This is a genomic window from Kitasatospora sp. NPDC034533 (genome assembly GCF_055575155.1).
Window position 1 is genome coordinate 30,884 of record NZ_JBVITE010000014.1, and the last position, 23,163, is coordinate 54,046.

Annotated in this window: 5 protein-coding genes; all 5 read left to right on the forward strand. The window is 74.4% G+C overall.

Features of this window, described 5'->3' with window-relative positions; translation table 11 throughout:
* Positions 1–2: 2 nt before the first annotated feature.
* The 5 genes from ACZ55U_RS13085 to ACZ55U_RS13105 all read left to right on the forward strand — a co-directional run bounded on the left by ACZ55U_RS13085 (position 3) and on the right by ACZ55U_RS13105 (position 23,147).
* Entirely contained in the window at positions 3–17,420 is a 17,418-nt protein-coding gene (locus tag ACZ55U_RS13085) for an SDR family NAD(P)-dependent oxidoreductase (RefSeq protein WP_465525577.1), read from the forward strand.
* Positions 17,417–19,669 (forward strand): cytochrome P450, encoded by a 2,253-nt coding sequence (locus tag ACZ55U_RS13090; RefSeq protein WP_465525579.1) that lies wholly within the window; start codon positions 17,417–17,419, stop codon positions 19,667–19,669. The genes ACZ55U_RS13085 and ACZ55U_RS13090 overlap by 4 nt, the downstream gene beginning before the upstream one ends.
* Positions 19,669–20,832: a macrolide family glycosyltransferase gene (locus ACZ55U_RS13095; protein WP_465525581.1), complete on the forward strand. Its 1,164-nt coding sequence runs from the start codon at positions 19,669–19,671 to the stop codon at positions 20,830–20,832. The genes ACZ55U_RS13090 and ACZ55U_RS13095 overlap by 1 nt, the downstream gene beginning before the upstream one ends.
* Positions 20,833–21,486: 654 nt before the next feature.
* On the forward strand, positions 21,487–22,455 hold the full coding sequence (locus ACZ55U_RS13100) for a pseudouridine-5'-phosphate glycosidase (protein WP_465525583.1): 969 nt from the start codon (positions 21,487–21,489) through the stop codon (positions 22,453–22,455).
* Entirely contained in the window at positions 22,452–23,147 is a 696-nt protein-coding gene (locus ACZ55U_RS13105; protein WP_465525585.1) for an HAD family hydrolase, read from the forward strand. Before ACZ55U_RS13100 ends, ACZ55U_RS13105 begins: the two co-directional genes overlap by 4 nt.
* The last annotated feature ends 16 nt before the right edge of the window (positions 23,148–23,163 follow it).

The window sequence follows — 23,163 nt, forward strand, 5'->3', positions numbered from 1 at the left end:
CGATGTCCGACGAAGAGAAGCTCCGGACTTACCTCAAGCGCGCCACGGCCGACCTGGGAGTGCTCAGCAAGCGCCTTTCCGACCTGGAGGAGGCCGCGCGCGAGCCGATCGCGATCATCGGCATGGGCTGCCGCTATCCGGGCGGAGTTGAGTCCCCGGACGGCCTGTGGCGCCTCGTCTCGGACGGCGCCGACGCGATCACCGAGTTCCCGCCGGACCGCGGATGGGACGTCGTCTACGACCCTGACCCGGACCGGCCGGGCACGACCTACAGCCGGTCGGGCGGCTTCCTCGCCGACGGCGCCGGCTTCGACGCCGGGTTCTTCGGGATCTCGCCGCGTGAGGCGTTGGCGATGGACCCGCAGCAGCGGGTGCTGCTGGAGACCGCCTGGGAGACCTTCGAGCACGCCGGCATCGACCCGACCACGCTCGGTGGCAGCCGCACGGCCGTGTTCACCGGCCTGTGGTCCTCCGGCTACGGCAACCAGCCGCCGCCGGACCTCGAAGGCTTTCTCGCCACCGGGACAGCCACCAGCGCCACCTCCGGGCGGGTGTCGTACCTGCTGGGGCTGGAGGGTCCGGCGGTGTCGGTGGACACGGCGTGTTCGTCGTCGCTGGTGGCGATCCACCTGGCGGCGCAGGCCTTGCGGGCGGGGGAGTGCTCGCTGGCTCTGGCCGGTGGGGTGACGGTGATGGCGACGCCGGCGGGGTTCGTCGAGTTCTCCCGGCAGCGGGGGCTCGCCGTCGACGGGCGGGTGAAGGCGTTCGCCGAGGCGGCCGATGGTACGGCCTGGGGTGAGGGCGCGGGGTTGGTGCTGCTGGAGCGGTTGTCGGACGCCCGTCGCAACGGTCACCGGGTGCTGGCGGTGGTGCGGGGCTCGGCGGTGAACCAGGACGGCGCGTCGAACGGGCTCGCGGCGCCGAACGGTCCGTCGCAGGAGCAGGTGATCCGTCAGGCGCTGGCGAACGCCGGACTGTCGGCGGCGGACGTGGACGCGGCGGAGGCCCACGGAACCGGGACGACGCTCGGTGACCCGATCGAGGCGCAGGCGCTGCTGGCGACGTACGGCCGTGACCGGGTGGAGCCGTTGTGGCTGGGGTCGGTGAAGTCGAACATCGGGCACACCCAGGCGGCCGCCGGTGTCGCGGGTGTGATCAAGATGGTGATGGCGATGCGGCACGGGCAACTGCCGCGAACCCTCCACGTGGACGCCCCGACCTCCCACGTCGACTGGTCGTCGGGCCGTGTCTCCCTGCTGACCGAGGCCCGGCCGTGGCCGGAGACGGGGCGTCCTCGCCGCGCGGGCGTCTCGGCGTTCGGGATCAGCGGCACCAACGCGCATGTGGTGATCGAGGCGACAGCTGAGGAGCCGGTCGGGGTTTCGGCGGGGCCCGCGGACGGCGTGGTGCCGTGGGTGTTGTCGGCGAAGTCGGATGCGGCGTTGCGGGAGCAGGCACGTCGGCTGAGGGCGTTCCTGGCCGGGAGCCCGGGAGTTGACCCGGTCGCGGTGGGTCGCGCGCTGGCGGGGCGATCGCGTTTCGACCACCGTGCCGTGCTGAGCGGTGTGGAGGCGCTGGAGGCTCTGGCGGAGGGCCGGTCGGTGCCGGGTCTGGTGACCGGGACGGCCCGTCCGGTGGGTCGGTCGGTGTTCGTGTTCCCGGGGCAGGGTGCCCAATGGGTGGGCATGGGTGGGGAGTTGTACGGCTCGGAGCCGGTGTTCCGGGAGGCGGTCGACGCGTGTGACGCGGCGCTGGCGCCGTACACGGACTGGTCGCTGGTGGAGGTGCTGACCGGCGGTGGTTCGCTGGAGCGCGTGGACGTGGTGCAGCCGGCCCTGTTCGCGGTGATGGTGGCGCTGGCGGAGCTGTGGCGGGCCTACGGTGTGGAGCCCGATGCCGTGGTGGGGCATTCGCAGGGCGAGATCGCGGCGGCGTACGTGGCGGGGGCGTTGTCGTTGGAGGACGCCGCCAAGGTGGTGGCTTTGCGCAGCAGGGCCCTGGTGGCTCTGGCGGGCCAGGGTGGGATGGTGTCGGTCGGTCTCGGGCACGAGCGGGCCGTCGAGTTGGTGGCCGGTTGGGGTGGGCGGCTGACGGTGGCGGTGGTCAACGCTCCCGGTTCCGTCGTCGTGTCGGGCGACCTGGAGGCGCTGGAGGAACTGCTGGAGGTCTGTGAGGCCGACGGCGTCCGCGCCCGCCGCCTGCCCGTCGACTACGCCGCCCACTCCGCCCAGGTCGAGGCGCTCCGCGAGCAGTTGCTCACCGAGCTGGCCGGCATCACGCCCCGCTCGGCGGCGATCCCCTTCTACTCCACGGTGACCGGCGAGGAGCTCGACACCTCCGCCCTCGACGCCGGCTACTGGTACCGCAACCTCCGTGAACCCGTGCTGTTCGACCAGGCCACCCGTGCGCTGCTCGACCACGGCCACACCGTCTTCGTCGAGGTCAGCCCGCACCCCGTCCTGGTCTCCGCCGTCGAGGAGACCGGTCACCACCACGGATCCGACCTGCTCGCCACCGGCACGCTCCGGCGCGACCAGGGCGACTTCCTCACCGCGCTCGGCCGCCTGCACGTCCACGGCGTCCCGGTCGACTGGCGGTTCCCGGACGACACCGAGCCCGTCAGCCTGCCGACGTACGCCTTCCAGCGCCAGCCGTACTGGCTGAGGCCCGTCCCGGCGGCGTCGTTAGACCACCCCCTGCTCGGCACGTTCGTGGAACTGCCCGACGGCGCGGTGCTCAGCGGACGGATCTCGCTCGCCACCCACCCCTGGCTGGCCGACCACGCCGTGCGGGGCTCCGTCCTCCTGCCCGGCACCGCGTTCGCGGAGCTGGCGGCCCACGCGGCCGGCCGGCTCGGCCGCGCGGTCGAGGAGCTGGTGCTCGAAACACCGCTCGTCCTCGACGACACCCCGGTGCACCTCCATGTCGTCGTGGGCCCCGAGGAGGACGGCCGCAACCCGCTCACGGTGTACTCGCGCGACGGCGGCGAGTGGGTGCGGCACGCCACCGGGACCCTGGGCGAGGAGCCGGTGCTGAGAGCCTGGGACTGGCTGCCGGGCGGTGAGCCCCTCGACGTCGACGGGCTCTACGACTCGCTGTCCGCGCTCGGCTACGAGTACGGGCCGGCGTTCCAGGGCGTCACGGCGGCCTGGCGGGCCGGCGACACCGTTTACGCCGAGGTGGAGCTTCCCGCCGAGGAGCCGTTCGCCCTGCACCCCGCGCTGCTGGACGCCGCCCTGCACCCCATGGCGTTCCTCACCGACCGCGCCGGTCTGCCGTTCGCGTTCACCGGAGTGGCGATACGCCCCACGGGGCGCCGGACCCTGCGCGTGCGCCTGTCCGCCACCGGGCCGGACACGTACACCGTGGCCGTCGCCGATCCGGACGGCACCCCGGTCGCGGTCATCACGTCGCTGACCGTCCGGGACGCCACCGCCGCCCAGGACAGCCTGTACGCACTCGACTGGGTCCCCCTCGAATCGGCCTCGACGGCCGGTGACCCCGCCGACCTGGTCGTCTACGAGGTGCCCGGGCCGGAGCCCGACGTGGACACCGTCGAGGCGGCGTACGCCGGCGCGCGGAGCGTACTCGCCGTGATCCGGGACCACCTGGCGGGCGAGCGGACCCGGCTGGCGGTCGTCACCCGCAACGCCGTCGCCGCCGCGCCCGGTGACGTGGTCGGCCTCCACCACTCGATGGTCTGGGGCCTGGTCCGCGGCGCGCGGGCCGAGCACCCCGGCCGGTTCGTCCTGGTCGACGCCGACCCGACCTGGGACCCGGCGCTGATCGCCGCCACGGACGAGCCGGAACTGGCGGTACGCCAAGGGGCGCTGCGCGTCCCCCGGCTGGTCCGCGTCGGCGCGGGCCTCACCCCGCCGGACGGGACCTGGCGGCTGGAGGACACGGGCACCGGCAGCATCGACGACCTGGCGCTGGTGCCCCGTCCGGAGCTCATGGAGCCGCTGGGGCCCGGGCAGGTCCGGATCGCCATGCGGGCGGCCGGCCTGAACTTCCGGGACGTGCTGATCGCCCTCGGCGTCTACCCCGGCGAGGCCCTGATGGGCGGAGAAGGAGCGGGCGTCGTCCTCGAAACCGGCCCGGACGGCCGCTTCCGGCCCGGTGACCGCGTCATGGGCCTGGTCCCCGGTGCCTTCGGCCCGGTCACCGTCGCCGACCAGCGGCTCCTGGTCCGGATGCCCGACGACTGGTCGTTCGCCAGGGCCGCGTCAGTGCCCGTGGTGTTCCTGACGGCGTGGTACGGCCTGCGCGACCTGGGCGGGCTGAAGGCCGGTGACCGGGTGCTGATCCACGCCGGTACCGGCGGCGTCGGCATGGCGGCGATCCAACTGGCCCGGCGGCTCGGGGCGGAGGTGTTCGCCACCGCCGGCCCCGGCAAATGGCACACCCTGCGCGCCCTGGGACTGGACGAGGACCACATCGCCTCGTCGCGCACCCTGGAGTTCGAGCAGAAGTTCCCGCCCATGGACGTGGTGCTGGACTCGCTGTCCGGCGAGTTCGTCGATGCCTCCCTGCGGCTGCTCGTGCCCGGCGGCCGGTTCGTGGAGATGGGCAAGACCGACATCCGCGACGCGGCCGACCACCCCGGCATCGTCTACCGGGCGTTCGACATCGCCGACGCGGGGCCGCAACGGCTCGGCGAGATCCTGGACGCCGTCGTACGGGCCTTCACGGACGGCGGGTTCACTCCGCTGCCCTTGGACGTACGCGCGGTCCTCGACGCGGTCGACGTGTTCCGGTTCATGAGCCGGGCCGCTCATGTCGGGAAGATCGTGTTCACGGTTCCCGTGGATCTCGATGCGGCCGGAACGGTGCTGATCACCGGGGGTACGGGGACGCTGGGGGGTCTGGTGGCCCGGCATCTGGTGGCCGAGCGGGGTGTGCGGCGTCTGGTGCTGGTCGGCCGCAGTGGTGGCGGGGCGGCGTTGTGCGAGGAGCTGGCCGGGTGGGGCGCGGAGGTCACGGTGGTGGCCTGCGACGTGGCCGACCGGGAGGCGCTGGCGGCCGTGCTGGAGGCGATCCCGGCCGCGCATCCGCTGACCGCGGTCGTGCACGCGGCCGGTGTGCTCGACGACGCGCTGGTCGAGTCCCTGACGCCCGAGCGCCTGGCCGCGGTCTGGGAGCCCAAGGCGCGGGCGGCCTGGAACCTGCACGAGCTCACCCGGGGGAGGGACCTGACGGCGTTCGTCCTCTTCTCCTCGGCGGCTGGGACACTCGGCAGTCCCGGGCAGGCCAACTACGCCGCGGCCAACACCTTCCTCGACGCCCTCGCCGCGCACCGGCGCGCCCAGGGCCTGCCGGCGACGTCCCTGGCCTGGGGCTACTGGGCCGAGCCGAGCGGCATGACCGGGCACCTGACCGGTGCCGACCAGGACCGGCTGACGCGCGCCGGGGTCGTGCCGCTGGCCACCGACCACGCCCTGTCGCTGTTCGACGCGGCCCTGGCCACGGACCGGGCCGCGCTGGTGCCGGTACGCCTCGACCTGTCCGTGCTGGCGGGCGCACCGGCGGCGCCGGCGGCCCTCAAGGGCCTCGTCTCCCGCAAGGCGGCCCGGCGTCCGGCGCGGCGCGGCGCGATCGCCGACCGCCTGCGGTCACTGCCGGAGGCCGAACGGCTGCGAGCCGCACTCGACCTCGTCACCGCCGACACCGCCGCCGTGCTCGGTCACCGCGAACCGGGGGCCGTCCGGGACCGGCAGCCGTTCAAGGACCTCGGCTTCGACTCCCTGACCTCCGTGGAACTGCGCAACCGGCTCAACAACGCCACCGGCCTGCGCCTGCCCGTCACCGTCATCTTCGACCACCCCACCCCGCGGCAGCTCGCCGAGCACCTGCTGAGCAGGCTCCTCGGTGGTGGTGCGGCGCCGGTGGTGCCGGAGGTGCCGGTGGGTGGTGGGGGTGATCCGGTGGTGATCGTGGGCATGGGGTGCCGGTTGCCGGGTGGGGTGGGGTCGCCGGGTGAGTTGTGGGGTCTGGTGTCGGGTGGGGTGGATGCGATCGGGGGGTTTCCGGGTGATCGGGGGTGGGATCTTGAGGGTTTGTTCCATCCGGATGCGGATCATCCGGGGACGTCGTACACGCGGTCGGGTGGGTTTCTGAGGGATGCGGCGGGGTTCGATGCCGATTTCTTCGGGATCTCGCCGCGTGAGGCGTTGGCGATGGATCCGCAGCAGCGGGTGCTGCTGGAGACGGCGTGGGAGACGCTGGAGGACGCGGGGATCGATCCGACGTCGTTGCGGGGCAGCCAGACGGGCGTGTTCACGGGCATCTGGTCCTCCGGCTACGGCGACCAGGCACCCACCGACGCCGAGGGCTACCTCGGTACGGGCGCCGCGACGAGTGTGACCTCCGGCCGGATCGCCTACCTGCTGGGGCTGGAGGGCGCGGCGGTCTCGCTGGACACCGCCTGCTCGTCCTCGCTGGTGGCGATCCATCTGGCGGCGCAGGCGCTGCGCTCGGGGGAGTGCTCGCTGGCCCTGGCCGGCGGGGTGACGGTGATGGCGACGCCGGTGGGGTTCACGGAGTTCTCGCGCCAGCGCGGCCTGGCTCCCGACGGCAGGGTGAAGGCGTTCGCCGAGGCGGCCGATGGCACGGCGTGGGGTGAGGGCGCCGGCTTGGTGCTGCTGGAGCGGTTGTCGGACGCCCGTCGCAACGGTCACCGGGTGCTGGCGGTGGTGCGGGGCTCGGCGGTCAACCAGGACGGCACCTCCAACGGCCTCGGGGCGCCGAACGGTCCGTCGCAGGAGCGGGTGATCCGTCAGGCGCTGGCGAACGCGGGGCTCTCGACGGCGGACGTGGACGCGGTGGAGGCCCACGGGACCGGGACGACGCTCGGTGACCCGATCGAGGCCCAGGCGCTGCTGGCGACGTACGGCCAGGGGCGGGTGGAGCCGTTGTGGCTGGGGTCGGTGAAGTCGAACATCGGGCACACCCAGGCCGCCGCCGGTGTGGCGGGGGTGATCAAGATGGTGATGGCGATGCGGCATGGGCAGTTGCCGCCGACGCTGCACGTCGACGCGCCGACCTCGCACGTCGACTGGGAGTCCGGAAACATCCGGTTGCTGACCGAGGCCCGGCCGTGGCCGGAGACGGGGCGTCCCCGCCGGGCGGGCATCTCGGCCTTCGGCATCAGCGGCACCAACGCGCATGTGGTGATCGAGGCGGTCGCTGAGGAGCCGGTCGGGGTTTCGGCGGGCCGCGCGGACGACCAGGTCCTGTGGCCGCTGTCGGCGAGGTCCGAGGCGGCGTTGCGGGAGCAGGCACGCCGGCTGGGCGCGTTCACCGCCGAACACCCCGAGGTGAGCGCGGCGGCGGTCGGGGCTGCTCTGGCCGCCCGCACCGCGTTCGAGCACCGTGCCGTGCTGAGCGGTGTGGAGGCGCTGGAGGCTCTGGCGGAGGGCCGGTCGGTGCCGGGTCTGGTGACCGGGACGGCCCGTCCGGTGGGTCGGTCGGTGTTCGTGTTCCCGGGGCAGGGTGCCCAATGGGTGGGCATGGGTGGGGAGTTGTACGGCTCGGAGCGGGTGTTCCGGGAGGTGATCGACGCGTGTGGGGCGGCGCTGGCGCCGTTCACGGACTGGTCGCTGGTGGAGGTGCTGACCGGCGGTGGTTCGCTGGAGCGCGTGGACGTGGTGCAGCCGGCCCTGTTCGCGGTGATGGTGGCGCTGGCGGAGCTGTGGCGGGCCCATGGGGTGGAGCCCGATGCCGTGGTGGGGCATTCGCAGGGCGAGATCGCGGCGGCGTACGTGGCGGGGGCGTTGTCGCTGGAGGACGCCGCCAAGGTGGTCGCGCTACGCAGCAAGGCGTTGGTCGCCCTGGCGGGTCAGGGCGGGATGGTGTCGGTCGGTCTCGGGCACGAGCGGGCCGTCGAGTTGGTGGCCGGTTGGGGTGGGCGGCTGACGGTGGCGGTGGTCAACGCTCCCGGTTCCGTCGTCGTGTCGGGCGACCTGGAGGCGCTGGAGGAACTGCTGGCGGTCTGTGAGGCGGACGGCGTGCGCGCCCGCCGCCTGCCCGTCGACTACGCCGCCCACTCCGCCCAAGTCGAGGCGCTCCGCGAGCAGTTGCTCACCGACCTCGCCGGGATCGCGCCGAGGAGCGCGGAGGTCCCCTTCTACTCCACCGTCACCGCGGAGCCCGTCGACACCTCCGCCCTCGATGCCGGGTACTGGTACCGCAACCTCCGCGAACCGGTGCTGTTCGACCGGACCACCCGGCTACTGCTCGCCTCGGATGGCGATCCCGTCTTCGTCGAGATCAGCCCGCACCCGGTGCTCACGCCCGCGCTGGAGGAGCACGAGGCGGGTGTGGTGACCGGGACCCTGCGCCGCGACCACGGCACCCCGGCCGAGTTCCTGGCCGCCGCGGCGCGGCTGTTCGTCGCGGGCGTGCCGGGGCGGTGGCCGTTCACCGAAGGGGGACCGGTGGCGCTGCCCACCTACCCCTTCCAGCGGACGCGGTTCTGGCTCGCCAGTGGCGCGGGAGACGTGTCCGCGGCCGGGCTCGACCCGGTGGACCACCCGTTGCTCGGCGCCGCTGTCGAGGTGGGCGAGCAGCGGGTCCTGACGGGCCGGCTCTCCTTGGCCACCCACCCCTGGCTCGCGGACCACTCCGTCCTGGGGACGGTGCTGCTGCCCGCGACGGCGTTCGTGGAACTGGTGGTGCACGCGGCCGGGGCGGCGGTGGAGGAACTGGTCTTGGAGGCGCCGCTGCTGTTGCCCGCGGACGGCGCGGTGGACGTGCAGGTCGTCGTGGGCGAGCCGGACGACACCGGCCGCCGCACGGTCGACGTCCGGTCCCGTACCGACGGCTGGGTGCGGCACGCCACCGGCACGGTGAGCGGGCAGCCCGTGAGCGGGCAGCCCGTGAGCGGGCAGCCCGTGGTCGGGCGGGCCGTGGCCGGACAGGAGCTGACGCAGTGGCCGCCGCCCGGCGCGGAGCCGGTCGGCGGGCTCTACGACACGCTCGCCGCGGCGGGCTACGAGTACGGGCCGGCCTTCCAGGCCGTGCAGGCGGTGTGGCGCCGCGGCGAGGAGGTGTTCGCCGAGGTCACCGTGCCGGACGCGGCCCGGTTCTCCGTCCATCCGGCCCTGCTGGACGCCGCCCTGCAACCACTGGCGCTGCTGGCCGGCACCGAGGGCGACGTACGGCTGCCGTTCTCGCTGGGCGGGATCGCGGTCCACCGCACCGGCGTGACCTCCGCGCGCGTGCGGCTGACGGTGGTGCGCCCCGGCACGTACGCCGTCCACCTGGCGGACCGGTCCGGGGCGCCCGTGGCGACCATCGAGGAGCTGACCACCCGGCCGATGGCCGAACGCGGCCCGCTGTACTCCCTGGACTGGATTCCGCTGCCCGCCGGCGAAGGCGGCGCGCTCGGCGACGCCGTCGTCTCGCCCGGCTCGGTCGCCGAGGCGCTGACGGCCGTCCAGGACTTCCTGGCCGGGCCCGGCGAACGGCTCGTGGTGCGCACGCGGGGCGCGGTCGCCGTCGTTCCCGGTGACGGCGTGAGCGACCCGGAGGCCTCGGCGGTCTGGGGCCTGGTCCGGTCCGCGCAGTCCGAACACCCCGGCCGGTTCGTGCTCGTGGACGCCGACGAGCTGCCCGACGGCCTGTCGGTCGGCGACGAGGACCAGGTGGCGGTGCGCCGGGGAGCCGTCTACGTCCCCCGGCTCGTGCGCTCCGCACCGGAGGCGTTCGACGGACGGCTGACGCACACGGGCACGGGCAGCCTGGACGACCTCGCCTTCCTGCCGTACGAGCAGGCCCCGCCCGGGCCCCGGGAGGTGCGCGTCGCCGTACGGGCGGCCGGCCTGAACTTCCGGGACGTGCTGATCGCCCTCGGCGTCTACCCGGACCCGGCGCTGCTCGGCAGCGAGGGCGCGGGCGTCGTCACCGAGGTCGGCGCCGAGGTCACCGGGCTGCGGCCGGGTGACCGGGTCGCCGGGCTGCTGCCCGGGGCCTTCGGCCGGGTGGCCGTCGCCGACCACAGGGTGCTGGTGCGCATCCCCGACGAATGGACGTTCACCCAGGCCGCCGCGGTGCCGATCGCGTTCATGACGGCGTGGTACGGCCTGCGCGACCTGGGCGGGCTGGAAGCCGGTGACCGGGTGCTGATCCACGCCGGGGCCGGCGGCGTCGGCATGGCGGCGGTCCAGCTCGCGCGGCTCTGGAGCGCGGACGTCCACGCGACCGCCGGGCCCGGCAAGTGGGACGCGCTGCGCGCCCTGGGGCTGGACGAGGACCACATCGCCTCGTCCCGGACCCTGGAGTTCGCCGACCGGTTCGGCCCCTTCGACGTGGTGCTGAACTCGCTGTCCGGTGAGTTCCTGGACGCCTCCCTGCGGCTGCTCGCGCCCGGCGGCCGGTTCGTGGAGATGGGCAAGGCCGACCGTCGGCCCGGCGTGCGGGCCTTCGACCTGGCGGACGCGGGACCGGAGCGGCTGGGGGAGATCCTGGCCGAGGCCGTCCGGCTGCTCAGCGCGGGTGAGTTGCGTCTGCCGCCACTCACCACCTGGGACGTGCGCCGCGCGCGGGACGCCTTCCGGTTCATGAGCCGGGCCGCTCACGTCGGGAAGATCGTGCTCACGGTTCCCGTGGATCTCGACGTGGCGGGAACGGTGCTGATCACGGGGGGTACGGGGACGCTGGGGGGTCTGGTGGCCCGGCATCTGGTGGCCGAGCGGGGTGTGCGGCGTCTGGTGCTGGTCGGCCGCAGTGGTGGCGGGGCGGCGTTGTGCGAGGAGCTGGCCGGGTGGGGCGCGGAGGTCACGGTGGTGGCCTGCGACGTGGCCGACCGGGAGGCGCTGGCGGCCGTGCTGGAGGCGATCCCGGCCGCGCATCCGCTGACCGCGGTCGTGCACGCGGCCGGTGTGCTCGACGACGCGCTGGTCGAGTCCCTGACGCCCGAGCGCCTGGCCGCGGTCTGGGAGCCCAAGGCGCGGGCGGCCTGGAACCTGCACGAACTCACCCGGGGGAGGGACCTGACGGCGTTCGTCCTCTTCTCCTCGGCGGCCGGGACGCTCGGCAGTCCGGGGCAGGCCAACTACGCCGCCGCGAACGCCTACCTCGACGGCCTGGCCGCCTACCGGCGCGCCCAGGGCCTGCCGGGGGTGTCGCTGGCCTGGGGCCACTGGGCCGAGTCCAGCGGGCTGACCGGGCGGATGTCCGAGGCCGACGGTGAACGCCTGGCCCGCGCGGGGCTGCTGCCGATGGCGACCGACTACGGACTCGGGCTGTTCGACGGGGGCCTGGACACCGCGGAACCGGCGGTGGTCGCGGCCAGGTTCAAGGTGTCCGCCCTGGGCGACCGGCCGGTGCTGCGCGCGCTGGCACGCGCCCGCGGACCGGTGCGGAGGACCACCGGACTGGCGGGCGAGCTGGGATCGCTCCCCGAGGCCCGGCAGCGCGAGATCCTGCTCGACCTGGTCAGCACCCACGCCTCGGCCGTGCTGGGCCGCGGCGACCGGATCGGTGGCGACCGGGCGTTCAAGGACCTGGGCTTCGACTCGCTGACCGCGGTGGAACTGCGCAACCGGCTGTCCACGGCGGTCGGAACCCGGCTGTCGGCGACGATGGTCTTCGACCACCCCACCCCGGCCCGACTGGCCGAGTACCTGCGGGAGGTGGTCCTCGGCAAGGAGCGCCGGACGGCGGCGCCCGTGCCGGCCGGGCCTGCGGTGTCGGGTGATCCGGTGGTGGTGGTCGGGCTGGGGGCCCGGTACCCGGGCGGGGTCGGCTCGGCGCAGGAGTTGTGGGACGTGGTGGCGGGTGGGGTCGACGCGGTCGGCGAGTTCCCGTCGGATCGTGGGTGGGACGTGGGGCGTCTCTACGATCCGGCCGGTGCTCCGGGGACGTCGTACACCCGGTCGGGTGGTTTCCTGAGGGACGCGGGTGGCTTCGACGCGGCGTTCTTCGGGATCTCTCCGCGTGAGGCGTTGGCGATGGATCCGCAGCAGCGGGTGCTGCTGGAGACGGTGTGGGAGACGTTGGAGGACGCGGGGATCGATCCGACGTCGTTGCGGGGCAGCCAGACCGGCGTCTTCACCGGCATCTGGGCATCCGGCTACGCGGGCGGAGTGGACCAGATCTCGCACGACGCGGACGGCTACGTGGCCACCGGCACGGCGACGAGTGTGACCTCCGGGCGGGTGTCGTACCTGCTGGGGCTGGAAGGGCCGGCGGTGTCGGTGGACACGGCGTGTTCGTCGTCGCTGGTGGCGATCCATCTGGCGGCGCAGGCGCTGCGCTCGGGGGAGTGCTCACTGGCCCTGGCCGGTGGGGTGACGGTGATGGCGACACCCGCCGCCTTCATTGACTTCTCCCGTCAGCGGGGGCTCGCGGCCGATGGGCGGGTGAAGGCGTTCGCCGAGGCGGCCGACGGGACGGCGTGGGGTGAGGGCGCGGGGTTGGTGCTGCTGGAGCGGTTGTCGGACGCCCGCCGTAACGGTCACCGGGTGCTGGCGGTGGTGCGGGGCTCGGCGGTGAACCAGGACGGGGCGTCCAACGGGCTGACGGCGCCGAACGGTCCGTCGCAGGAGCGGGTGATCCGTCAGGCGCTGGCGAACGCCGGGTTGGAGGCGTCCGAGGTGGACGCGGTGGAGGCGCACGGCACCGGCACCACCCTCGGTGATCCCATCGAGGCTCAGGCACTCCTGGCGACGTACGGTCAGGGGCGGGACGAGCCGCTGTGGCTGGGGTCGGTGAAGTCGAACATCGGGCACACCCAGGCGGCGGCGGGTGTGGCGGGTGTGATCAAGATGGTGATGGCGATGCGGCACGGGCAGTTGCCGCCGACGCTGCACGTGGACGCGCCGACCTCCCACGTCGACTGGTCGACGGGCCGGATCTCCCTGCTCACCGAGCCCCGGCCGTGGCCGGAGACGGGACGCCCCCGGCGTGCCGGCGTCTCGGCGTTCGGCATCAGTGGCACCAACGCGCACGTGATCCTGGAGGCACCGGCCGAGGAGACGCCGCCCGAGTCCCCTGCCACTCCCACATCCGCCCCTGCGGCGGTGCCGCTGCCGTGGCTGCTGTCGGCCAAGTCCGAGCAGGCGCTCCGGGCCCACGCCCGCAGGCTGGAGGCGTACGCGGCCAGGACCCCCGACGCGGAGGGAATCGCCGCCGCGCTCGCCGCGCGGACCCGGTTCGCCCACCGGGCCGTGGTGACCGGACCGGAGGCCCTGGCGGCACTGGTGCGTGGGGAGGCGCACCCCGGGCTGGTGACCGGCGAGGCCCGTGAGCCGGGCAGGTCGGCGTTCGTGTTCTCCGGTCAGGGGGGTCAGTGGGCGGGGATGGGCCGGGGCTTGTACCGGGTGTTCCCGGTGTTCGCCCGGGTGTTGGACGAGGTGTGTGGGTTGCTGGACCTGCCGGTGGAGGTGCTGTTCGAGGACGGGGAGGGGGTGCTGGGGGAGACGCGGTTCACCCAGGGTGCGGTGTTCGCGCTGGAGGTGGCGCTGTTCCGGCTGGTGGAGTGGCTGGGGGTGCGGCCGGACTTCGTGGTGGGGCACTCGGTCGGTGAGGTGGCGGCGGCTCATGTCGCGGGGGTTCTGGGCCTGGAGGACGCGTGTGTGCTGGTGGGGGCACGCGGCCGGTTGATGCAGGGACTGGCCGGGGGCGGGGCGATGGTGTCGCTTCAGGCGTCGGTGGAGGAGGTGGTGGGGTCGCTGGTGCCGGGTGCCGAGGTGGCGGCGGTCAACGGGGTGGACGCGGTGGTGGTGTCGGGCGACGAGGCCGCGGTCGCGGCGGTCGCTGAGGTGTGGCGTGGCCGGGGTCGCCGGGTGCGGCGGCTGGAGGTGAGTCACGCGTTCCATTCGGCGCGGATGGATCCGGTGCTGGAGGAACTGGGCCGGGCGGCGGGGGGTCTGTCGTTCGGTGAGCCGGTGATCCCGGTGGTTTCCACGGTGGCGGGGTGTCCGGTGGACCTGGGGGAGCCGGGGTACTGGGTGCGGCAGGTGCGGGAGCCGGTGCGGTTCGCCGATGCGGTGGAGTGGCTGGTGGGTCAGGGGGTTTCGGGGTTCGTGGAGGTGGGTCCGCATCCGCTGCTGGTGGGGACCGGGTTGATGCGGCGGGGTGGTGATTCTCCGGAGCGGTTGTTCGCGGGGCTGGGGCGGTTGTGGGCGGACGGCGCGGTGCGCTGGACGCCACCCGTGACCACGACGGCAGCGACGGTGGGTGTGCGGGTGCCTTCGTACGCCTTCCAGCACCAGCGTTACTGGCTCCAGCCCACCACCCCGTCGGAGGGCCCTGACACGCCGGACCACCCGCTGCTGCGGTCCCTGGTGAAGCTCCCCGACGGGCAGGGCGTGGTGCTGACCGGGAAGCTCTCCGCGTCCGTCCACCCGTGGCTGGCCGAGCACACCGTGCTCGGTTCGACGCTGCTGCCCGCGATGGCGTTCGTGGACATGGCCGTCCACGCCGGCGAGCACACGGCCAGCCCCGTCCTGTCCGAGCTGGTCCTGGAGGCGCCGCTGGTGCTGTCCGAGCGCGACGGTGTGCACGTGCAGGTCACCGTCGGCGCGCCCGACGACACCGGACGCCGGCCCGTCGCCGTCCACTCCCGCACCTCCGCCGAGCCCGACGAGTGGACCCGCCACGCGACCGGCGTGCTCAGCCCGTCGGCGGACCGGCCGGCACGGGCCGACCGGACGGCCGGGCCCGGTCCGGACGACGGCGAGGCCGTGCGGATCGACATCGGCTCGCTCTACGACCGGCTCGCCGACGCCGGTTACGACTACGGGCCGACCTTCCAGGGGCTCACCGGCATCCGGCGCCACGGCGCGGACCTGCACGCCGAGGTGAGCTTCCCGGCGGACCCGGCGCAGCTCACCGGCTTCCGCGTCCACCCCGCGCTCCTGGACGCCGCCATCCAGCCGCTGACCCTGCTCGCCGGCCTCGCGGCCGAGGACGGCGGCGCCGGCGGCAGCCCGGCGCGGCTGCCCTTCTCGTTCTCCGGGGTGTCGGTCACCGGGTCGGCCGCGACGGCCCGCGTGGTGCTGCACCCGACCGGGCCCGACACCTACGCGGTACGGATCACCGACACCGCCGGGACGCCGGTCGCGAGCATCGACGAGATCGTCCTGCGGCCCGTCGAAGCGACGGGTCCCGGGGCCGGGCGCCGGCCGAACGCGCTGTTCGCCGTCGACTGGACCCCGATGGCGGCACCGGACGGCCCGGACACCGAAACGGTCCTCCACGAGGTCGTCGGCGACGGCGAACCGGTGGCGGCCGCCCATGCGGTGACCCGGGAACTGCTCGGCAGGGTACGGGAGTTCCTGGCCACCGACACGCCGGCCCGGCTCGTGGTCCTCACCGGCGACGACCTCGCCTCGGCCGCCGCCCGCGGCTTCCTGCGCAGCGCGCACAGCGAGAACCCGGGGCGGATCCTGACCGTCCGGCACGACGGGACGGACGCCTCACGACGGGCGGTCCCCGCCGCGGTGCGCGCCGCCGTGAGCGACGGTGAGTCCGAGATCCGGTTGCGCGAGGGAACCGCCCTCGTGCCGAGGCTGGTGAGGACCGCCCCGGCCGCCCCGGCCGCCCCGGCCGAGCCCCCGGCCGGGCGCCTGGACGGTGCGCCCCTGGACGGCACCGTGCTGATCACCGGCGGCGCCGGCACCCTCGGCGTCCTGGTCGCCCGGCACCTGGTCGCCCGGCACGGCGCCCCGCACGTGGTGCTCGCCGGCCGCCGGGGCGTCGAGCCCCCCGGGCTCCGGCAGGAGCTGGGCGCCGCCCTCACCGTGGTCGCCTGCGACGCCGGTGACCGCACGGCGCTGAGGGAACTCGTCGCCTCGATCCCCGACCTGCGGGTCGTCGTGCACGCCGCCGGGGTCGTCGACGACGCCGTGGTGGCATCGATGACCCCGGAGCAGATCGACACGGTGCTGCGTTCCAAGGCCGACGCCGCGTGGCACCTGCACGAGGCCACCGAGCACCTGGACCTGCGGGCGTTCGTGCTGTTCTCCTCGGCGTCCGGGGTGTTCGGCGCCCCCGGGCAGGCCAACTACGCCGCCGCGAACGCGTTCCTCGACGAGCTCGCCGAGCACCGGCACGCGCGCGGCCTGCCGGCCACCTCGCTGGCCTGGGGCCAGTGGGCCGAGTCCAGCGGCATCACCGGCAACCTGACCGGGGCCGACCACCGCCGGCTGGCGAGGACCGGGATGCTGCCGCTGGCCACCGAGCAGGCCCTCGACCTGTTCGACACCGCCCTGGCCGGCGGACGCCCGGCTCTGGTGCCGGTCCGCCTCGACCTCGCGGCGATCGACACCCCGCCCGCGCTGCTGCGCGGACTCGCCCGGCCGCGGCGCGCGCCGGCACCGGTGGTCGGCCCCGGCGACCTGCGGACCAGGCTCGACGCCCTGCCCGAGCCCGAGCAGCGCGCCCTGCTGCTCGACCTGGTCGCCACGCACAGCGCGAGCATCCTCGGGATGGCTCCCGGCGGGATCGACGACCCGCGTCAGCTGTTCCGCGACCACGGCGTCGACTCGCTGACCGCCATCGAGCTGCGCAACCGGCTCAACGCGGCCACCGGGCTCCAGCTCCCGGCGACCCTCGTCTTCGACTTCCCGACGCCCGAACAGCTCGTCAACCACCTCTACGGGCAGCTGTGCTCGCCGGAGAACCGGGTCGCCGGGCCGATGGAGCGCCTGCTGCGCAAGGCCGTCGAGGTCGGTCGCGCGCAGGACGGCCTCGACCTGCTGGCCACGGCGTCCCGGCTGAGCCCGGCCACCGACGCGCCCAAGGCCGAGGCGGTCGCCCTCGCGGCCGGCTTCCTCCAGCCGTCGCTGGTCTGCCTGCCGTCCGCGCTGGCGTCCGGCGGCGTCGAGGAGTACGGGCGGTTCGCCGCGGCGCTGGAGGCCGCCCGCGACGTCACGGCGGTCACCCTGCCGGGCTTCGCCGGCGACCCGCTGCCCGCCGACGCCGACGTCCTGGTCCAGGCCCTCGCGGACGCCGCGTCGGCCGTCGCCGCGCCGGTGCTGGTCGGCCGTTCGGTGGGCGCGTGGCTGGCGCTGGCGACCGCCGGAGAGCTGGAACGGCGGGGGGCCCGGCCCAGCGCCGTGGTGCTCGTCGACGGCTACCCCGACGACCTGCCGGGCGTGCTCACCGGCATGCTCGACGCCGCCCACCAGGTCCAGCCGCTCGACGACGACCGGCTGGTGGCCATGGGCCGCTACCTCGATCTGGCCGGGGCCCCGGAGCCCGTCACCGCGCCGGTGCTGCTGGTGGGCACCGGGAGGCGCTCGTGGCCCCGGCTGTCCACCACCGCCCAGGAAGTGCTCACCGTCTCCGGCGACCACTTCACCGTACTGGAGGAGCACTCGGCGGCCACGGCGCTGGCCATCAGCACATGGCTCCTCGACTTCGACGGGTACGGGGCCGGGCTGTCCGCACTCAGGGGAAAGGACCACGCATGATCTGGGACAACGTCCACATCGGCGGAACGGGGCGGTACCTGCCGCCCCGCATACCCGCGACGCAGGCCGTGCCGGACACCGCGACGATGCGGCGGCTGCTCGCGCTGTCGGACTTCGTGTCGTTCACCCGCTCCGACGACGTCACCGAGCACGCGATGGCCGTGCACGCGGCGATCCGGGCCCTGCGCGAGTCCGGCCTCAGCGGCGCCGACGTCTCCATGGCCGCCTACGCCCAGATGGACCACCAGGACCACATGGCGTCCTCCTGCCACCTCCAGCGCGTCCTCGGCCTCGGCCACGCCCTCGTCTACGAGGTCGAGGCGACCAGCAACGGCGGCTCGGCCGCGTTGCAGTCCGCCGCCGCGCACCTGGTGGCCGACCCGGCCGCGACCGCGACCCTGGTCACGGCCACCTCCCGGTTCCTGCCGCCGCGGTGGGAACGCTGGCAGCCCACCATCGGGGTCTTCCTGGCCGACGGTGCGGCCGCGGCCGTGCTCACCCGCGAGGGCGGCCGGGCGCGGCTGGTGGCGACCGCCAACAGCTCCGCGACCCAGATGGAGGTCCTCGCCACCCCGACCATCCCGGACCCCGAGGGCCACCGCAACCGTACGCCGATCGAGGTCACAGGCCTGGCCCCGTACCTGACGCTGATGAGCGGGGCGCTGGTCTCCGCGGTCGAGCAGGCCGCCAAGGAGGCCGGCGTCAGCGTCGCCGACGTCACCCGGTTCGTCGTCACCGGTCTGGGCCTGGCCCAGCTGGAGGTCGTCGTGCTGGAACCGCTCGGCATCGACCTGGGCCGCACCACCTGGCCGATGCTGCGCGAGTTCGGCCACGTCGGGCCGTGCGACCAACTGCTCGGCATCGACCACCTGCTGCACGACGAGAGCCTCAAGCCCGGCGACACCATCATGTCGATCGGCCTCGGCATGGGCTCGCGCTTCACCGCGTCCCTGCTGGAGGTCACCGAGCCGCCCAAGCCCCGTACGGCCACCACCTTCACCGAGCCGGTGCGCGCGCAGGCCCCGCCCGCCGACGCGTACGTCATCGACCCCTCGGGCGGCGACATCTTCGGCGAGGCCGCCGCCTTGCGCGAGCGCGGCCCGGCCACCCCCGTCGAACTGCCCGGCGGCGTGCCGGCCTGGGCCGTCACCGGGCACGACCTGGCCAAGAAGCTGCTGCTCGACCCGAGGGTCTCCAAGGACGCGAACAAGCACTGGCCCATGTGGCGCGACGGCGACATCCCGCCGGACTGGCCGCTGATCATGTGGGTCGCGATGCAGAACATGTTCACCGCCTACGGATCCGACCACACCCGGCTGCGCAGCCTGGTGGCCAAGGCGTTCACCCCGCGCCGCATCGAGGCGATGCGGCCGCGCGTCGAGGAGATCACGGCCGCCCTGATCGCCGACCTGGCCGCGGTGCCGCCGGGGCAGACGGTCGACCTGCGCGCCCGCTTCGCGTTCCCGCTGCCGATCCAGGTCATCACCGGGCTGTTCGGGGTGACGGCGGAGACAGGCGCGGACCTGCGGCGGCTGGTGGACGCGGTGTTCAGCCTCGACGCGGACCCGGCGGGCGTGCAGGCCGCCTCCGGCGAGCTGTACATGCTGCTCAAGGAACTCGTGGCCGCCAAGCGGCGCGATCCCGGCGACGACATGACCAGCGACCTGATCGCCGCCCAGGAGGCGGACGGCACCCGGCTGTCCGAGCGGGAACTGCTGGACACCCTGCTGCTGACCATCTCCGCCGGCTTCGAGACGACGGTCAACCTGCTCGACCACGCCGTCCACGCGCTGGCCACGCACCCGTCCCAGCTCGACCTGGTCCGGTCCGGGAGCAGCACGTGGGAGGACGTGGTGGACGAGACCCTGCGCTGGCAGGCGCCGGTGCCGAACCTGCCGCTGCGGTACGCCGTGGAGGACATCGCCGTGGACGGCGTGCGGATCCGCAAGGGCGAGGCGATCCTGCTGTCCTTCGGCGCGGCCGGCCGCGACCCGGCGCAGCACGGGGCCGACGCGGAGGACTTCTCCCTCACCCGGCCGTCGCGGGCCGACCACCTCACCTTCGGCCACGGCGTGCACTACTGCCTCGGCAGCCCCCTGGCGAAGCTGGAGGCGACGACGGCGCTGTCCGCGCTGTTCTCCCGCTTCCCCCGGCTGCGGCTGGCCGTCCCGTCGTCCGAACTCGAACCGCTGGGTTCCTTCTTCACCAACGGGCACAGGACGCTGCCGGTCGTCCTGGAGGAGGGCTGATGGCCCACTTCGCCTTCGTGAGCGCGCCCGCGTCCGGACACGTGAACCCGACCCTGCCGCTGGTCGAGGAACTGGTCCGGCGCGGTCACCGGGTCAGCTACGCCACGGGACCGGCCACCGTGGACGCGGCCGTCGCCGCCGGGGCGTCGCCGGTGACGCTGCCCTCGCACCTGCCGCCCGGCATGGCGGCGCGGGGCGAGTTCACGGCGGAACAGCTCGCCGTGACGATGGAGTACTACCTCGACGACGCGCGTGCCTCCTTCCCCGTCCTGGCCGAGCACTTCTCGGCCGACCGGCCGGACGCGGTGTGCTACGACTCGGTGACCTTCACCGGGAGGATGCTGGCGAACCTGCTCGACGTGCGGGAGGTCTCCCTGGTGCCGACCTTCGCGGAGAACGAGTCCTTCTCGGCGGCGCGGGTGTACCTGCCGGCCGACTTCGACCACGGCCACCCCCGGCTGGTGGCCGCGATCCAGGACATGGGGAAGTTCGCGCAGGGCCACGCCTTCCTCGACGACCCGGACCTGATGTTCGGCCACGTGGCCCCGACCAGCCTGGTGTTCATCCCCCGCGAGTTCCAGCTGTCGGGGGACACCTTCGACGAGCGCTTCCACTTCGTCGGGCCGTCGCTCGGCAGCCGGCAGACCGCCGAGGAGTGGAGCCCCCGGTCGCGGGCCCCGGTGCTGCTGATCTCGCTGGGGACGGTCTTCAACGACCGGCTGGAGTTCTACCGGACCTGCGTCGAGGCGTTCGGGGACAGCGACTGGCAGGTCGTCATGGCGGTGGGCGGGCTGGACCGGGAGTCGCTGGGCCCGGTCCCGGCGAACGTCGAGGTGCACGCTCACGTGCCGCAGGTGGCGGTGCTGCGGCACACCGAGGTGTTCCTGAGCCACGCCGGGATGAACTCGGCGATGGAGTCCCTCTACCACGGGGTGCCCTTCGTGGCGGTGCCGCAGATCCCGGAACAGCGGGCGGTCGCCCGGCGGGCGGAGGAGCTGGAGGTCGGCAGGACACTCGCCGAGCCGACCGTGCGGGGCCTGCGCGACGCCGTCCGGGACGTCCGGTCCTGCCGCCCCCGGGCGGCGGCCCTGAGCCGGATCGTGCGCGGGGCGGGCGGCGCGTCGAAGGGGGCGGACGTCCTGGAGGAGCTGCTGACGCGGTAGCGGACGGGCTCCACCGGGCGGTCCGTGCTCGGTGGGGTCCCGCGCACGCCCTCGTCCGGCGTGCTCGGGTGGCGGGGGTGCGGTCCGACGGGGCCGCACCCCCGCACGTGCTCGGGCGGCGGGTACGGGGCCGGCGCCGTGCGGAGCGGTCCCGGGACGCCGCCCGCCTTCGCCGCCGGAGCGGAGCCGCCTCGCAGCGGCCGGGTTGTGGACGCCGTGGATCGGTTTTCCGCCAACGGTGACCTGACGAACTGTCCGGGACCTGACGAAAATCCGGGACGGCGCTTGTGGGAGCCCGGGGCCGCTCCACAGAGTGAGGGTCGTGACCAGCGCGCTCGGCATCGGGCCCCGGCAGCGGGGCGCCCGCATCGAGCCGAGTCCTCGTCCCGCCGTCCCGGGGGTAGCCCATGCCGTTGCCGCGACGCGCCGACGCCGTCGGCGCGTGCCGTGAGAGACCTGCCGGCCGGCAACCAGGCGACCCCGCAAGGACGTTCGCCGACGGGGGCGGGGTTCACGGTCCCCCGCCCGTGCCCGTCCGCTGCTCACCGGGTCCGACTCGCACCCGCGGTTCCCGCGAGGAACCGGCACCTTTTCCGGCGGGTCGCTCACAGCCGTGGCCGTCCCGCCGCCCGTACCGAATCGCTGAGGAGTCCCATGAACGCCACCCCCGCGGCGCTCGCCGCCGACCCTGCAGTGCTGGACATCGACGAGGAGGTGCGCGAGGCCCTGTACGAGGGCCGTCCGGTCGTCGCCCTGGAGTCCTCGGCCATCCCCCACGGGCTGCCCTATCCGGCCAACCTCGAACTGGCCCTCGACATCGACTCGGCGGTCCGCGCGGCCGGCGCCGTCCCCGCCCGGGTCGCACTGATCGACGGCCGGATCCGGGTGGGCATGACCAAGGAACAGCTCGAACTCTTCGCCTCCGACCCGGCCGTGCCCAAGGTCAGCACCCGGGACCTGGGCATCACCCTGGCGCGTGGCGGCCGCGGCGCCACCACCGTGTCCTCCTCCCTCGTGGCGGCCGAGCTGGCCGGAATCCCGGTGTTCGCGGTCGCGGGCATCGGCGGCGTGCACCGCGACGCGCCCCACACGTTCGACATCTCCGCCGACCTGGTGCAGTTCACCCGCAGCAAGGTCGCCGTGGTGTGCGCCGGCGCCAAGTCGATGTTGCACCCCGCGTGGACGCTGGAGTGGCTGGAGACGGCGGGCATCCCCGTGATCGGCTACGCCTGCGACGACTTCCCCGCCTACCTGAGCGTCAGCAGCGGTGTGCCCAACCCGCACCGGCTCGACGACCTGCGCGAGATCGCCGCCGTCACGCTCGCCCACTGGCGGACCGGGAACGCCACCGCGGCACTGGTCACCCACCCGATCCGCGAGGAGGACGGCATCCCGTCCGCCGACATCGAGGCCGCTCTCGCGGACGCCACCGCCCAGGCCCAGGCCGCCGGTGTCACCGGACCGGCGATCACGCCGTACCTCCTGAAGGCGATATCCCGGGCGACCCACGGACGCACCTCGGCCGCCAACCGGTCCGTGCTGCTGTCCACCGCGGCCGTGGCGGGGGAGTTCGCCGTCCAGCTCTCCGCGGCACTCGCCGAGTACGCCGGGGCGCGCTCATGACGGCGTACGACCGGCCCGCCGCCGTCCTCTTCGACCTGGACGGCACCCTGCTGGACACCCCGGGCGCCATCGCCGGAGTCCTGCACCGGGTGCTGGAGTCGACCGGACACCCGGACGTCCCGGGGGATCGGGTGCGGGCCACCGTCGGCAAGCCGCTCGCGGCCGTCTTCGCCGAGCTCACGGGGCTCGCCGAGGAGGACGCCACGGTGGCCGAATCGGTCGCCCTCTTCCGGGAGTCGTTCCGGGAGGAGGTCGTCCCCCGGGCCGCCGACCTGGTCTTCCCCGGCGTGCCCGAGCTGCTGCGCCGGCTGCGGGCGGAGGGGGTCAGGACGGCGATCTGCACCAGCAAGATCAGGGCCAGCGCGCTGGAGATCCTCCGGCCCGCCGGCCTGGTGGACGAGTTCGACGCCGTGGTCTGCCACGGCATGGCCCCGCGCGGCAAGCCCCATCCCGATCTGGCGCTGCTCGCGGCCCGGTCGGTCGGCACCGATCCGGCGCGGTGCGTGGTCGTCGGCGACGCCGTGGACGACATGCGGATGGCGACGGCGGCCGGCATGCGCGCGATCGGCGTCTCCTACGGGGTCGCCTCGGCGCGGCAACTCGCCGAGGCGGGCGCCGCGTCGGTGGCGGACACCGTCGGCGCGCTCGAACAGGCGCTGGGGTGGAGGCCGGCGACTCCGGCGCCTTCCTGACCAGTTCCGCTCTCCC